Source organism: Rhodobacter viridis (assembly GCF_003217355.1).
In the GTDB taxonomy this organism is placed as follows: Bacteria; Pseudomonadota; Alphaproteobacteria; order Rhodobacterales; family Rhodobacteraceae; genus Rhodobacter; species Rhodobacter viridis.
Window position 1 is genome coordinate 305,312 of the sequence record NZ_QJTK01000003.1, and the last position, 13,627, is coordinate 318,938.

Annotated in this window: 14 protein-coding genes; 8 read left to right on the plus strand and 6 right to left on the minus strand. The window is 66.7% G+C overall.

From position 1 onward, the window contains the following. Positions 1 to 45: 45 nt before the first annotated feature. Positions 46 to 1,356, minus strand: coding sequence for a glycosyltransferase family 87 protein (locus C8J30_RS06950; protein ID WP_181420799.1), 1,311 nt, complete (start codon positions 1,354 to 1,356; stop codon positions 46 to 48). A gap of 168 nt (positions 1,357 to 1,524) precedes the next feature. Here C8J30_RS06950 and aspS point away from each other — a divergent pair, with 168 nt between their 5' ends. The 3 genes from aspS to C8J30_RS06965 all read left to right on the plus strand — a co-directional run bounded on the left by aspS (position 1,525) and on the right by C8J30_RS06965 (position 6,012). Beyond that, positions 1,525 to 3,306 carry an aspartate--tRNA ligase gene (gene aspS / locus C8J30_RS06955; RefSeq protein WP_110804984.1) on the plus strand — a complete coding sequence of 594 codons (1,782 nt, stop codon included), beginning with the start codon at positions 1,525 to 1,527 and terminating at the stop codon, positions 3,304 to 3,306. Positions 3,307 to 3,404: 98 nt separating this feature from the next. Beyond that, positions 3,405 to 4,778, plus strand: a complete 1,374-nt coding sequence (locus C8J30_RS06960) for a DUF1800 domain-containing protein (RefSeq protein ID WP_110804985.1) — start codon at positions 3,405 to 3,407, stop codon at positions 4,776 to 4,778. Positions 4,779 to 4,782: 4 nt separating this feature from the next. Then, on the plus strand, positions 4,783 to 6,012 hold the full coding sequence (locus tag C8J30_RS06965; RefSeq protein ID WP_110804986.1) for a DUF1501 domain-containing protein: 1,230 nt from the start codon (positions 4,783 to 4,785) through the stop codon (positions 6,010 to 6,012). Here the strand turns inward: C8J30_RS06965 and C8J30_RS19230 are convergent, their stop codons facing one another. Then, positions 6,013 to 6,147 (minus strand): hypothetical protein, encoded by a 135-nt coding sequence (locus C8J30_RS19230; protein WP_281269372.1) that lies wholly within the window; start codon positions 6,145 to 6,147, stop codon positions 6,013 to 6,015. Positions 6,148 to 6,283: 136 nt separating this feature from the next. Here C8J30_RS19230 and C8J30_RS06970 point away from each other — a divergent pair, with 136 nt between their 5' ends. Then, the gene (locus tag C8J30_RS06970) at positions 6,284 to 6,991 is read left to right on the plus strand and encodes a GNAT family N-acetyltransferase (protein WP_110805034.1); all 708 of its coding nucleotides are present in this window, start codon (positions 6,284 to 6,286) and stop codon (positions 6,989 to 6,991) included. An 84-nt stretch (positions 6,992 to 7,075) separates the two neighbouring features. On the opposite strand, the gene C8J30_RS06975 is transcribed toward C8J30_RS06970, so the two are convergent. Then, complete coding sequence (locus C8J30_RS06975; RefSeq protein WP_110804987.1) at positions 7,076 to 7,786, minus strand: response regulator; 711 nt, start codon at positions 7,784 to 7,786, stop codon at positions 7,076 to 7,078. A gap of 141 nt (positions 7,787 to 7,927) precedes the next feature. On the opposite strand from C8J30_RS06975, the gene mce reads away from it, so the two are divergent. Further along, on the plus strand, positions 7,928 to 8,332 hold the full coding sequence (mce, locus tag C8J30_RS06980) for a methylmalonyl-CoA epimerase (protein ID WP_013066282.1): 405 nt from the start codon (positions 7,928 to 7,930) through the stop codon (positions 8,330 to 8,332). An 18-nt stretch (positions 8,333 to 8,350) separates the two neighbouring features. Here the strand turns inward: mce and C8J30_RS06985 are convergent, their stop codons facing one another. Beyond that, positions 8,351 to 9,040, minus strand: coding sequence for an EI24 domain-containing protein (locus C8J30_RS06985; protein ID WP_110805035.1), 690 nt, complete (start codon positions 9,038 to 9,040; stop codon positions 8,351 to 8,353). After that, positions 9,037 to 9,642, minus strand: coding sequence for a nitroreductase family protein (locus C8J30_RS06990; protein ID WP_110804988.1), 606 nt, complete (start codon positions 9,640 to 9,642; stop codon positions 9,037 to 9,039). Before C8J30_RS06990 ends, C8J30_RS06985 begins: the two co-directional genes overlap by 4 nt. 93 nt (positions 9,643 to 9,735) lie before the next feature. Here C8J30_RS06990 and C8J30_RS06995 point away from each other — a divergent pair, with 93 nt between their 5' ends. From C8J30_RS06995 to C8J30_RS07005, 3 genes are all read left to right on the plus strand, one after another. Further along, a complete protein-coding gene (locus C8J30_RS06995) occupies positions 9,736 to 9,984 on the plus strand; it encodes a DUF167 domain-containing protein (RefSeq protein WP_110804989.1) in 249 nt (82 codons plus the stop codon). A gap of 230 nt (positions 9,985 to 10,214) precedes the next feature. Beyond that, positions 10,215 to 10,478, plus strand: coding sequence for a hypothetical protein (locus tag C8J30_RS07000; protein WP_110804990.1), 264 nt, complete (start codon positions 10,215 to 10,217; stop codon positions 10,476 to 10,478). Between the two features lie 9 nt (positions 10,479 to 10,487). Beyond that, a complete protein-coding gene (locus C8J30_RS07005) occupies positions 10,488 to 11,135 on the plus strand; it encodes a DUF1523 family protein (RefSeq protein WP_110804991.1) in 648 nt (215 codons plus the stop codon). A gap of 152 nt (positions 11,136 to 11,287) precedes the next feature. On the opposite strand, the gene C8J30_RS07010 is transcribed toward C8J30_RS07005, so the two are convergent. Further along, the gene (locus tag C8J30_RS07010; protein WP_110805037.1) at positions 11,288 to 13,627 is read right to left on the minus strand and encodes an aldehyde dehydrogenase family protein; all 2,340 of its coding nucleotides are present in this window, start codon (positions 13,625 to 13,627) and stop codon (positions 11,288 to 11,290) included.

The following is a 13,627-nucleotide window of genomic DNA, read 5'->3' on the forward strand; positions in this document are numbered from 1 at the left end:
GCAAATTGATGGGGGTTATAGTCAGGTCGCGGCGCGGCGCAAGCGTCATTGCATGGGCGGGATGCGGTTTTGAGGCAGGGGGCGGAAGGCCGCCCACAGGAAGACCGCGATCATGACGAGCATCGCCAGCGATGTCGAGACATGGGCGAAGGGGGAAAGCCAGCCGGGCAGGGCGGGACCGCGGCCGAGGTTGATCAGAAGAAGGACAGGACCCGGCAGGAGCAGCGCCCGCAAGCCAAGCGCCGGAACGACAAGCGGCAGCAGCACGAGCGACACCAGGTAGTAATAAAGCCAGCCGATCGGGCCGAGGAAGGCGAGCGTCGCGATCGCCGCCCCCCAGAGCAGGGCACGGGGCAGCGGATCGGTCTTGCGGTGCAGGGCCCAGCCGAAGCCCGCGAGCGCGATCACGATTGCGAGCTTTTGCGCGCCGGCCCAAAGCGCGGATTTCGGCAAGATGAACCAGCCGGTGGTCGAGGTCCCGATTTCGGGCGGCAGGTCGGGGATTTTCTGTGCCAGATCCGAGCAGCAGAGGCTGCCCCAAAGCTGATCGAAGGAGGCGACGACCATCGACGAGATCGCCGTGGCATTGATCGCCTGCAGATGCGCCAGAAAGAGCGCGTGCACCGGCCAACCGGCCCAGGCGATGGAGACCAACGCCAGCGCCGCCGCAGTGGCCAGCGCGATGCCAGCGGCGCGGCCCTGCCCGGTGACGCACCAGAGCAGCGCCAGCGGCAGCGGCGTCAGCTTGAGCGCGATCGCCACCCCCATGCACAGCCCCGCGCTCAGCGGGCGTCCCGCTGCGGCGCGTTCCAGCGCCAGAAGGGTCAGAAAGGCAACGGTGATTTGCGGTTGCCCCTGCGTCAGGGCAATCGGCACGCCATGGCTCAGGATCAGCGCGGCCACGGCGCCGATCCAGAACAGGATCTGCGCCCGCGCCGGGGGCGCGACAAGGCCCGCGAGCCGCAGCGCCAGCATCGGCATCAGCGCGAGCAACCCCGCCTGCACCCCGAGCACCGCCGCCGCGAAATTGGCAAAGCCGATCTGCCCGGTCAACGGCGCCAGCAGATGTGCCCAGAGCGGCGGATAAAGATAGGGATAGACCTGCCCGGGCCGCCCCAGCACCTCGGCCCTCGCATACCAGTCCATTGCCGGGCGCATGGTGAAGAGCGGCTCGAGCGGGGCATAGATCCGGTCGGGCGTTCCCGCCGCCACCTCCTGCGCCGCCAGCCAGAGTGCCATCAGATCGCGCGAGGGCGCCGCAAAGCCCAGAACCCGCGTCGCCGCAAGCGCACAAAGCGCGGCAAGGGCAAGATGCAGCGCGACAGAGCGGCGGGGCGACGGGTCAGGTGTGGGCATGGTCCGGGTCATTTCGAGGTGTTGCGCCCGGATAGGCGGCGAATTTGGCTTAATTTGGGCGATTGTTCACGCAATGGCGACGGTGCGGCGCAAGGCGGTGGCTTGACTTTGCCCGGCCTTCGCGGTTGATCGGGCGACGATACGACAAGCCCGGGAAAGGGGAGAGTTATGCACGCCTATCGCAGCCATACCTGCGCCGCCCTCAGCGCCGCGAATGCGGGTGAGGAAGTTCGTCTGTCCGGCTGGGTGCATCGGGTGCGAGATCACGGCGGTGTGCTCTTCATCGACCTGCGCGACCATTACGGCATCACGCAGATCCTGTGCGACGGCGACAGCCCGGCGTTCGCGGCGCTGGAAAAGGTCCGCGCCGAATGGGTGATCCGCATCGACGGCAAGGTGAAGCTGCGCGATGCCTCGCTGGTGAACAGCAAGATCCCGACCGGCGAGATCGAGGTCTACGTCAAGGACGTGGAAGTGCTCGGCCCGGTCGAGGGCGATCTGCCGGTGCAGGTCTTCGGCGAGCCGGAATATCCGGAAGAAACCCGCCTGACCTATCGCTTCCTCGATCTGCGCCGCGAAAGCCTGCATGCGAACATGATGCTGCGCTCGCATGTGGTGCGCAGCCTGCGCAACCGGATGTGGAACACCGGCTTCACCGAATTCCAGACGCCGATCATCACCGCGTCTTCGCCCGAAGGGGCGCGCGACTTCCTCGTGCCGTCGCGCCTGCATCCGGGCAAGTTCTACGCGCTGCCGCAGGCGCCGCAGCAGTTCAAGCAGCTGATCATGGTGGCGGGCTTTGACCGTTACTTCCAGATCGCGCCCTGCTTCCGCGACGAAGATCCCCGCGCCGACCGCTCGCCGACCGACTTCTATCAGCTCGACATCGAGATGAGCTTCGTGAAGCAGGAAGACGTGTTTGCCGCCGTGCAGCCGGTCATTCAGGGGCTGTTCGAGGAATTCGGCAAAGGCAAGAAAGTCGATCCGAACTGGCCGCTGATCGCCTATCGCGACTCGCTTCTGTGGTATGGCTCGGACAAGCCCGACCTGCGCAACCCGATCAAGATGGCCGATGTGTCGGAGCATTTCCGCGACTCGGGCTTTGCGATCTTTGCGAAGCTGCTCGAAAACGACGGCACCGAAGTGCGGGCGATCCCGGCGCCGACGGGCGGCTCGCGCAAGTTCTGCGACCGGATGAACGCCTTTGCGCAAGCGAACGGCCTGCCGGGCATGGGCTATATCTTCTGGCGCAAGGCCGAGGATGGCTCGATGGAAGCCGCCGGTCCGATCGCGAAAGCGCTGGGCGCCGAGCGCACCGAAGCCATTCGCACGCAGCTGTCGCTGACCGAAGGCGATGCGGTGTTCTTCCTTGGCGGCAAGGCCGAGCAGTTCGAATCCGTCGCGGGCAAGGCCCGCAACGAGATCGGCCGCGAGCTGGGCCTGACGGAAACCGACACCTTCCGCTTCGCCTGGATCGTCGATTTCCCGATGTACGAGAAGACCGACGAGGGCAAGATCGACTTCAGCCACAACCCGTTCTCGATGCCGCAAGGCGGGCTCGAGGCGCTGATGGGCGATCCGCTCAAGGTCTATGCCTATCAATATGACCTCGCCTGCAACGGCTACGAACTGGTTTCGGGCGGCATCCGCAACCACCGCCCCGACATCATGTTCAAGGCCTTCGAGCTGGCGGGCTACCCGAAGGAAGAAGTCGAGAAACGCTTTGGCGGCATGGTCAAGGCGTTCCGCTACGGGGCCCCGCCCCACGGTGGTTGTGCTGCGGGCATCGACCGGATCGTGATGCTGCTGGCCGATACGGCGAACATCCGCGAAGTCATCATGTTCCCGATGAACCAGCGCGCCGAAGACCTGATGATGGGCGCGCCCTCCGAGCCGCTGAACGAACAGCTGCGCGAACTGCGCCTGCGGGTTCTGCCGAAAGACGCGTGATCTTCACGCAAGCGTGAGAAAAAGGGTGCCGAAGGTGACGACGGCATCCTTTCCTTTTTGCGTAACATCCATCGCAACGTCTCTGAGGGGAGGGCAGGATGGAGTTTTCGCAACTGGCACAGGTGCGGTTCGGCTTCGGCCCCGCACCGGGCAAGCCCGCTCCGGCCGATGCGGGCGCGATGCTTGAAACGCTGGCCGGTCCCGATGTTCTGGCCTCGCGATGGCCGGGGCTGAGCACCGAAGATGCCCTGGCCGCGGCCCGCGACTTCCGCGCCGCCAAGAAAACCGCCAAACATGCGAGCAAGGCTGATGCGGAGGCGACGCAGGCCGCCTTCACGGCGCAAAAGCAGCGCATGACCACGATCCTGCTGCAGAACCTGCAAGTGTCCCTGGCCCGCGCGGTCGAGGCCCCGGACGGGTTTCGCGAAAGGCTCTGGGCGTTCTGGCGCGATCATTTCACCGTCATGGCGAAGCGGCGGCAGGATGTCGGCCTGTCCTGCGCGCATGGCGAGGCCCTGCGCCCTCATATCGCGGGCAATTTCAAGACCTTGCTGCGGGTGGCCGAAACCCATCCGATGATGCTGATCTACCTCGATCAGAGCTATTCGATCGGGCCGAATTCACGCCGCGCGCAGAAGCGGCCCGGCCTTGGCCTGAACGAAAACCTCGCGCGCGAGGCGATGGAGCTGCACACGCTGGGGGTGGGCGGCCATTACAGCCAGACCGACGTGCGGCAGCTGGCCGAGCTGTTCACCGGCATGCAGGCGGATTCGGGCGAGGATTTCGCCTTTGCCCCCAATCTGGCCGAGCCGGGCACCGAGACGGTGCTGGGCAAGACCTTCGGCGGCGATCCGGCCAAACTCGAAGACATCTACGCCGTGCTGGATACGCTCGCGCTGCATCCTGACACCGCGCGCCATCTCGCCTCGAAACTGGCGGTGCATTTCGTCGGCCCCGCGCCCGATCCGGCCTTGGTCACGGCGATGGCCGAGGCCTACAGCCGATCGGGGGGCGAGCTGATGCCGGTCTACAAGGTGCTCCTGACGCATCCCGGCGCGCTGACCCCGCAGTTTGCCAAGGTGCGGCAGCCCTTCGACTATGTGGCGACCGGGCTGCGGGCGCTGGGTGTCGACGGCGATGCGGTGAGGGCGCGCAAGATCAAGGAAATCCGCAACACGGCCTTTGCTCCGATGCGCCAGATGGGGCAGCCGTGGCTGGCCACGAACGGCCCCGACGGCTGGCCCGAGGAAGACGAGGAATGGATCTCGCCGCAGCAGCTTGCGGCGCGGATCAACTGGGCGATGCGGGCGCCGTTGCTTTATGGCGCGGCCCCCGCGGATCCGATGGCCTTTGCCGAAGCGGCCCTTGGCCCGCGGCTGTCCCCGGCTTTGGCACAGGCGGTGCCACGGTCCGAAACCAAGGCCGAGGCGGTGGCACTCGTGCTGGCTTCGGCAGAATTCATGAGGAGATAAGCCCATGCTGACACGGCGTTTCTTCCTGCAAAGCGCGATGCTGGCGGGCTGCTCGGCGGCGGCGCATCCGCTGATGAATTCGGTGACCTTCGCGGCCGTCCCCGGGGATCGGCGGCTTGTCGTGATCATCCTGCGTGGCGGCATGGACGGGCTCGACATCGTGCAGCCCTATGGCGATCCGCTGCTGGCCAAGCTGCGCCCCGATTTCGCCATCGGGCCAAAGGCCGGGGCGGCCGATCTGGACGGGTTCTTCGGCCTGCATCCGCTGCTCGTGCCGCAGCTGATGCCGATGTGGACCGCGGGCGAGCTTGGCTTTGCCCATGCCGTTTCCACCCCCTATCGCGACAAGCGCAGCCATTTCGACGGTCAGGACATGCTGGAAGCCGGGACCGGGATGGATGTGCCGGTCTCGATGATCCGCGACGGCTGGCTGAACCGGCTGCTGCAGACCCTGCCGGGCGCGACGGCCGAGACCGCCTATTCGGTGGGCGAGGAAGAGCTGCGCCTCCTCTCGGGCGCGGCGCCGACGATGTCCTGGACCCCGGATGCCTGGCTTGGCCTGTCCTCGCAGGGGCGGCGGCTGCTCGAGTCGATCTATCACGACGATCCGTTGTTCCGCGATGCGGCGGCCGATGCGCTGACGATGACCGCGCCAGAGGCGACGATGGAGGATGATCTCTCTGGCGATGATGTGCCCACGGCCCGGCGGCGCCCGCCGAAACCCGAGACGGAAAAGGTCCCCGGCCATAATGCTCTGGCGGCCTTTGCGGCCTCGCGGCTGAAGGGTGCGGCGCGGATCGCGGCCTTTTCGCTGACCGGCTGGGACACCCACCGCGGTCAGGAACATGCGCTGCGCCGCCCGGCCGAGCAATTGGCGGCGATGCTGACGACGCTGAAGACCGAACTCGGCCCGGTCTGGCGCGAGACGCTGGTGCTGGCGATGACGGAATTCGGCCGCACCGCACGGCAGAACGGCACGGCGGGTACCGATCACGGCACCGGCGGCGCGATGGTGATGGCGGGCGGTGCCCTCAAGGGCGGCAAGGTCTATGGCAAATGGCCGGGGCTGGCCGATGCCGATCTTTATGCCGGGCGTGACCTGATGCCGACGGCGGACATCCGCGCTTACGGCGCCTGGGCGCTGGCGGGGCTTTACGGAACCCCGCGCGAGACGCTGGAGCGCACGATCTTTCCGGGGCTCGACATGGGAACGGACCCGCGCTTCCTCGCCTGATCAGGCGAAGAAGGCGGTCCAGGCGGTGCCACCGATGGCGACGACGAGGCTCGTCGCGCCAAGGCTGAAGCTGGTCCAATGCGCCGCATCGATCAGGCGCTTGTCATTCATCAGGCGAAGGGCGTGTGCTTTCATGGCGGTCCTCTGGCAGGGGGATCCCGCTCAGGATCGCCGTGGATTGCGGCAGGATCTGGGAAGCATTGGTGCCTTTGCGCGGCAATTGCGCCGCCGCGCCGGGGCGGTTAGCCTGATCCGAAAGGGGAGGGTGAAGATGAAGAAATTTGGCGAAGCGCTGACGGGCTGGGTGGCGCCGCGGTTTCCCGATGCAGAGGTGATCGAGGGCCGGGCCTGCCAGTTGGAGCGGCTCGAGGAACGCCATGCCGATGCGCTTTTCCGCGCCAACAGCGAGGATGACGCAATCTGGGATTACCTGCCCTATGGGCCGTTCCCCTCGGAAGCGGGCTACATCCGCTGGGTCGGCGACATGGCCGCGTCGCGCGATCCGCTGTTCTATGCGGTGGTGGAGAAGGAAACCGGGCTGGCTTCCGGTGTGATGTCCTATCTGCGAATTACCCCGGAAATGGGGGTGATCGAACTCGGTCACATCAACCTGTCGCGCCGTCTGTCGCGCTCGACCGCGGCGACCGAGGCGATGATCCTGATGATCTCCTGGGCGTTCCGGGCAGGCTATCGGCGCTTTGAGTGGAAATGCGATGCGCTCAACATCCCCTCGCGCCGCGCGGCCGAGCGGCTTGGCCTGAGCTACGAGGGCACGTTCCGGCAGGCGGTGATCGTCAAGGGGCGCAACCGCGACACCGCCTGGTTCGCCGCCACCGACAAGGATTGGCCGGGATTGCAGGAAGCCTATGAGGCCTGGCTCTCCCCGGCGAATTTCGATGCCGACGGGCGGCAGATCGAGCGCCTGACCGACCTGACGCGGCTGGTGCGCGTCGCCTCGGACCCGGTGCTGCAGGGGTAGGACGGTTTGCGTATTTGAGCCAGGAAAAGCCGTGGTTTTTTCTTGGCCCAAATACGCCCTTGCGCGGGCTCGTCCGGGCGAGCCTCAGAACCCCGAGGCGGCGGCCAGTCGGGCCTGCACGATCCCGGTGAGCCGCGAGATCGCCGCCTCGGTCGGGGCAGTCTTGCCGCCAAGCGCCGAGGCCGCCGATTCGAGATCGCCGTCATGCGCGGAGCGCGCCACACCGGCGAGGAACTGCGCCACATAGCCCAGCACCGCGCCATCGGGTTCGGCTGCCAGAACATCGGCCACATGGCTCAGATCGTCGCGCAGCGCGAGCGGGTCGGGCAGCACCTTGTCGTCATTCATCGGCCGCACCCCGGCCGGGCGCACGTCGGGCGGCAGCACCGAGAGCACGCGCGCCTGGAAGGCCACGAGCGAATCGAGCGGTTTCTCCATGAAGGCATCCGCGCCGGCCTCCATCGCCTCGGCCATCATGCCGGGATCGCCGGAAAGTCCGATCACCGCCGGGCTGCCGGGACCGGCGGCCTTGATGTGACGGATCAGATCGGCGCCCGAGCCATCGGGCAGGCCCATGTCCACCACGACCACATTCGGTCGATAGGTGGCCAGATGCCGATGCGCCGAACGCAGGCAATCCGCCCGGCGGATGCGTGCGCCGGAGCGCAGGCACAAAAGCCGCACGGCTTCGGAGGCGAAGCGGCTGTCTTCGACCAGAAGCACGGTCAAACCAAGCAGCGGTCGTTCCGCCGTGGCCGGGCGGCAGGAGATGAAAGAGGTCAGATCGTCGGTCATGGCGCCACCCTGGCAGAGGAATCGCGTTTCCCTGAGTTAACGGTGCATTTGCCTAACGTCGGGTTAACGCAAACAACGAACGGCGCGCTTGCATCGCGGTTTCCCCCCCCCTATGCGAAGAAAAGCAACTGGAGGCCCACCATGATCGGACGTCTGAACCATGTCGCCATCGCCGTGCCGGATCTTGCGGCAGCGTCGGCGCAATATGCCAACACGCTTGGCGCCAAAGTGAATCCGCCGCAGGACGAACCCGACCACGGCGTGACCGTGGTGTTCATCGAACTGCCCAACACCAAGATCGAGCTTCTTTACCCTCTGGGTGAAAACAGCCCGATCCAGGGATTTCTCGACAAGAATCCTTCGGGCGGGATCCACCATATGTGCTTCGAGGTCGAAGACATCCTGGCCGCGCGCGACAAGCTCAAGGCCGAAGGCGCCCGCGTTCTGGGCACCGGCGAGCCGAAGATCGGCGCGCATGGCAAGCCCGTGCTGTTCCTGCATCCGAAGGACTTCAACGGCTGCCTGATCGAACTCGAGCAGGTGTAAGCCTTTCGGCTGGCGCGGTTACCGCTGCGCCAGCCGGTGAAACAGGTGGGTGAAGGCGGCAGCCCCCACCACGGGCACGGCCAGGTTCAGAACCGGCACCGTCAGCGGCAGCGCCATCAGCGCGCCCGAGGCCCAGATCGTCGTCTTGTTGGCCGCATAAAGCGCCCGTGCCTCGGCCCGGCCCATGCGCCGCAGAGCCGCCATCTGGAAATATTCGCGCCCGAGCAGATAGCCGTTCAGCGCGAAGAAGACGACGGGCGCCAAAGGCCCGACGAACAGATAGACGATCAGCGCCACAAGGTTCGCCGCAAGCACCACGCCGAAGAAGCGCAGACTGTCGCCCAGCGTTTCCGACAGGCTCAGGCCGCGCACCGGCGGCAGGCCGGGGTAATGCGCGCGCTCGACCAGATCGGCAACCTCGTCGAGGAAGAACCCGGTGAAGATCGAGGCCACCGGCACCATCAGGAAGATCGAGGCGATCAGCATCACGCCGATCGAGGCGATCGACAGCGCCGGATCGATCCAACCGATCTCGCCGATCCACGGCAGGGTGATCGTGTCGGGGACGAACCAGCCGATCAGCTCGAAGAGGCCGAACCAGACGGCAAGCAGCAGCAGGATCGCAAGGCCGATGCCCTTGAGCAGAACTTTCAGCGCGCCGGGCCGGGCCAGATCGGCCCAACCGCGCAGGAAGATGTCGAAGATCATGCGGTCACCCATGTGATGAGGCAGTCAAGATCGGGGCGGGGGCGTTCGGGCGGGGGGGCGGTCTCGGTGCCGATGTGAATGAGGCCCGCAACCCATTCGCCCTCGGCCAGACCAAGTGCCGGGGCGGCAAAACGCCGATCATGCGCGACCCAGCCGGTGAGCCAGGCCGCCCCCCAGCCCGCGGCCAGCGCGGCATTCACGAGCTGCATCCCGGCGGCGCCGACAGACAGCGTCTGCTCGATCGCGGGCACCTTGTCGGTCGGGCGCGGCACGGCGATCAGCGCGACGCAAAGCGGGCTTTGCACGAATTGCGACACGCCCTTGGCCGCGACCTCCTCGGGCAGAAGATGCGTGGCGGCGAAAACCGCAGCCTCGTCGGCCAGCCGCTCGAGCGCGGGTTTTTCAAGGACGATGAACCGCCAGGGCTCGAGCTTGCCGTGATCGGGCACGCGCGCGGCGATCGTCAGGATCTCGCGCAGCGCGGCGCGGTTCGGCGCGGGGGCGGCGAGCATCTTCGGCGGCCGCGAGCGGCGGGTGGAAAGGAAGGTGAGGGTCGTCTCGTCGCGCAAGGCGCGGTTGACGGTGCCGGGGGGAATATCCATCGCGCATCTCCTGTCTGTGAAAGATATCGGCGGGGGCGGCCGGGATTGCAAGCAGGGGGCTTGCCGGGCGAGGCGGGCGCGGTAGAAGGGGGTATGAGTGATCTGAGCCATCTTGCGCAGCCGGGCGCGGAAATCGCCCTGCGCGTGACGCCCAAGGCGTCGCGCAATCAGATCGTGGCGGCCGAGGATGGGTTGCGCGCCTATGTGACGGTGGTGCCCGAGGGCGGCAAGGCCAATGCGGCGGTGCTGAAACTGCTGGCAAAAAGCCTTGGCGTGGCGAAGACGCGGCTCACCCTGATCCGGGGCGAGACGGCGCGCGACAAGGTCTTTCGCCTCGATTGAGGGCCCGTCCCGCCGTGTGGACCGCGCCACGGATCGGCAGATTTTTTCCCTGCGGCATCGGTGCATCTGTTCTCTGACGAATTTGTGAGTTTTCCTGACCAAAGGGTCGAAGCGGACCTCTGTCCGCATTTGGGCGCAGCCACAGCGCATTCCGGACGGGTCGGGCTGTTCGGGAACGCGGTGTCTTGTCCGCGGTCCTGTCACATGTTCGGACTGGTCGGGGACGAAAAATGATCGGATTTGGCAGATTACTGGTGTTTCTCGCCATCATGGCGGTATCGGGGTACTGGGTCTTGCGCTTGTCATTGGCATCGCGAAAACGTGAAGCGCTGGAGACGGCTTGGAACGATGGCGCCGGTGATGCGTTGGACTTCGATGCCTATCTACAGAGCGGAATGGCCGCATGGGAAAGCAGCCTGCCTTTGCGCATGTTGCGTCTGGTGATGCTTCTGCCCTTCGCGGTCGTGGGAGCGCTTGTCTATTTCGCCAACTGAGAGGTGAGTATGGGATACGTCAAATGGACTTTCTGGCTGCTGATCACGGTGATCTTCGGCAGCTTCCTGCACTACACCCTGCCCCGGCATGAAGTCGTCCGGGTGGTCAACATCTATCAGGAACGGCAGGATCTGAGCGGCTGGACCAGCATCTTCTGGTCGGGGCCGGATGTGAAGACTGCGGGCCAGACCAACTATGACGTGCAGTTCATCTCGACGGTGACGCCCGAGGGCAAACCCGTCGTCTATCGCAACGAGGACACCGGCTGGGGTTGGCCGCCCTATTTCAAATTCGACACCGCGAACCTGTCGACGCAGGCGGCTGACCTGCAATCGACGGCCGAGGCGCCGAAATGGGGCGTGGTCACCTATTACGGCTGGCGCAGCGAGCTGTTCTCGATCTTCCCGAACGCGATCTCGATCAAGACCGTGGATGCGCCGGATGTCTCGATCATTCCGTGGTTCAACATCGTCTTCCTGACGCTGCTCGCCATGGCGATCCTGACGGTGCGGGCGCTCTGGATCCAGTTTCGGCGCAATGCGATCGATCCGGTGCTGGGCGATGTCGCCGATGCGATCGAGGATGTGACCGACCGGGCCGAATCGGGCGTCGACAAGGCCCGGGGCATGTTCGACGATCTGACCGGGAAGAAGTGACACAGGCCGGGGGCGCTGCCCCCAGGGCTGCCACGGGCAGCCCGTTCGATGGGGCCACCTTCCACTGGAAAGTGGCTCGATCCCATCTCACCTTGAGATATTTCGGGCAAGATAAAGCCAACCGCGTCCGGGTTCCGGGCGCGGTTTTCGCTTCACATGCCGTAGGGCACCCAGATGGTTTTCGTCTGCGTGGCTTGCGTGAGCGTTTCGCGCAGATCCTGTGCCGCCCAGTCACGACCCGTCGGGCACCATGTGGCCTTGAGGTTGGCGGCGCTGTCGCGCTCGACCCTCGCGGCGCCTTCGGGCGTGCCCGCATACCAAAGCGCGGCCACGTCATCGTGTTGTGCCAGCACCTTCGCCAGATCGTCGCGCGGGCCGCAGATCAGGTTCACCACCCCGCCCGGCACGTCCGAGGTATCGAGCACCTGCGCGAAATCGGCCGCCACAAGCGGCTGCACCATCGCCGGGATCGCGACGACGCGATTGCCCGCCGCGATTGCGGGCAGCACCAGCGCGGCCAGCCCCAGCAGCGGTTGGCGGTTGGCGCAGGCGATGCCCAGAACGCCCCAGGGCTCGGGCCGGGTCAGGGTCAGCATCTGCGGCTTCGTCTGGATCACTTCGCCCGCGATCTTGTCGGCCAGCGCGGCGGCGCGGAAGGCAAGGCGGATCGTCTGCGCGACCTCGGCGGGATCATGCCCGGTCTCGGCTAGACGGGCCTCGAACTCCGCCGCCCGCAGCGAGAGGTTCTCGGCGAGGAAGTAGAGCACCTGCGCCCGGGCGTGGCCGGTCATCTTGGACCAGCCCGCGGCCTTGTGCGCGGCCTCGACCGCATTGCGGATGTCCTTGCGCCCGCCAAGGGGGGCAAGGCCGATCTCGCGGCCCTGATGGGTGACGCGCCAGCTCTGCCCGCCATCGGGGCGTTTCTGCGCGCCGCCGATGTAAAGCTTCGCCGTGCGGTCGATGGCCTGCGGCTGGGCCGGCTCGGGGCAGGGGGCGGCATTGAAATCGGGCGCCGGGGCCTCGGTCAGGGCGGGGGTCGCGGCGGGGCGCAGGTACGCGCGCAGACCCTCGCGCCCGCCCTCGCGGCCAAAGCCGCTTTCGCGCATGCCGCCAAAGGGGGCGGCGGCGTCGAAAAGGGTGTGGCTGTTGATCCAGACCGTTCCGGCGACCAGTTTCGCCGCCACATCCTGCGCCAGCGTCACGTTTTCAGACCAGATCGAGGCGGCAAGCCCGTAGCGGCTGGCATTGGCCAGCTCGACCGCCTCGCTCGGCGTGCGGAAGGTGGCGAGCGTCGCGATCGGGCCGAAGATTTCCTCGATCATGCAGGGGTTGGTCGGCTGCGCCTCAAGGAGCAGGCCCGGGGCGACGAAGCTGCCCTGTGCGGGCAGGGGGGCGGAGGAGTGCACCAGCCGTGCGCCTGCCGCGACGCCGCGGGCCACGAGGGACTGGATACGGTCGCGCTGCGCCGGTGAGATCACCGCGCCGATATCCGTGCCCTTGTCGAGCGGATCGCCCAGACGCAGCTTGTCGAACCGCGCGATCAGCTTGTCGGTGAAGCGCTCCGCCACGGTCTCGGCGACGAAGATCCGCGACCCGGCCGAGCAGATCTGCCCCTGATTGGTCCAGACCGCGGCGACGACCCCCTCGATCGCGGCGTCGAGATCGGCGTCGGCGAAGACGAGGAAGGGCGACTTGCCGCCCAGTTCCAGCGTCAGCGCCTTGCCCGACCCTGCCGTGGCCTGACGCAAGCTGCGCCCGACCTCGGTCGAGCCGGTGAAGGCGATCTTGTCGACGGCGCTGGTGGCCAAGGCGGCCCCGGTGGTGCCGTCGCCGGTGACGATGTTCAGGACGCCCGGCGGCAGGCCGAGTTCAAGGCACATCTCGGCAAAGGCGAGCGCGGTGAGCGGGGTTTCCTCGGCCGGTTTCAGAACCACCGTATTGCCCGCGGCCAGTGCCGGGGCGACTTTCCACGCGAGCATCAGCAGCGGGAAGTTCCACGGGATGATCGCGCCGACGGTGCCAAGGGGCGCATGGCCGGGGAAATCGTCGGTGCTAAGCTCGGCCCAACCGGCGTGGTGGTAGAAGTGACGGATGGCGAGCGGCAGGTCGATGTCGCGGGTCTCGCGGATCGGTTTCCCGGTGTCCAGAACTTCCAGAACCCGGAAAAACGCCTCGCGTTTCTGCAGATTGCGGGCAATGGCATAGAGCCATTTTGCCCGCTCATGGCCGGAAAGGGCGGCCCAGCCGGGGGCGGCGGCCCGCGCGGCGGCGACGGCGGCGGCCACATCGGCCGCGGTTGCCTGTGTCGCCTCGGCCAGGGTCTCGCCCGTGGCCGGGTTCTGCGTCGCAAATCCCGGCCCGGGCGCGGTCATCGCCCCGTCGATCAGCAGGCCAAAGCGCCCGCGCGCCTTCAGCCAGGCGCTCACCTCGCCCGTCGCCTCGGGCGAGGGGCCATACTCCATCGTCGTCAGGATGTCGTTCACGGAAGGCAT

Bases quoted from the DNA above. Each gene is read 5' to 3' on its own strand.
- C8J30_RS06950 (WP_181420799.1), bottom strand. From the start codon at position 1,356: ATGCCCACACCTGACCCGTCGCCCCGCCGCTCTGTCGCGCTGCATCTT.
- aspS (WP_110804984.1), top strand. From the start codon at position 1,525: ATGCACGCCTATCGCAGCCATACCTGCGCCGCCCTCAGCGCCGCGAAT.
- C8J30_RS06960 (WP_110804985.1), top strand. From the start codon at position 3,405: ATGGAGTTTTCGCAACTGGCACAGGTGCGGTTCGGCTTCGGCCCCGCA.
- C8J30_RS06965 (WP_110804986.1), top strand. From the start codon at position 4,783: ATGCTGACACGGCGTTTCTTCCTGCAAAGCGCGATGCTGGCGGGCTGC.
- C8J30_RS19230 (WP_281269372.1), bottom strand. From the start codon at position 6,147: ATGAAAGCACACGCCCTTCGCCTGATGAATGACAAGCGCCTGATCGAT.
- C8J30_RS06970 (WP_110805034.1), top strand. From the start codon at position 6,284: ATGAAGAAATTTGGCGAAGCGCTGACGGGCTGGGTGGCGCCGCGGTTT.
- C8J30_RS06975 (WP_110804987.1), bottom strand. From the start codon at position 7,786: ATGACCGACGATCTGACCTCTTTCATCTCCTGCCGCCCGGCCACGGCG.
- mce (WP_013066282.1), top strand. From the start codon at position 7,928: ATGATCGGACGTCTGAACCATGTCGCCATCGCCGTGCCGGATCTTGCG.
- C8J30_RS06985 (WP_110805035.1), bottom strand. From the start codon at position 9,040: ATGATCTTCGACATCTTCCTGCGCGGTTGGGCCGATCTGGCCCGGCCC.
- C8J30_RS06990 (WP_110804988.1), bottom strand. From the start codon at position 9,642: ATGGATATTCCCCCCGGCACCGTCAACCGCGCCTTGCGCGACGAGACG.
- C8J30_RS06995 (WP_110804989.1), top strand. From the start codon at position 9,736: ATGAGTGATCTGAGCCATCTTGCGCAGCCGGGCGCGGAAATCGCCCTG.
- C8J30_RS07000 (WP_110804990.1), top strand. From the start codon at position 10,215: ATGATCGGATTTGGCAGATTACTGGTGTTTCTCGCCATCATGGCGGTA.
- C8J30_RS07005 (WP_110804991.1), top strand. From the start codon at position 10,488: ATGGGATACGTCAAATGGACTTTCTGGCTGCTGATCACGGTGATCTTC.
- C8J30_RS07010 (WP_110805037.1), bottom strand. From the start codon at position 13,627: ATGCCTTCCGTGAACGACATCCTGACGACGATGGAGTATGGCCCCTCG.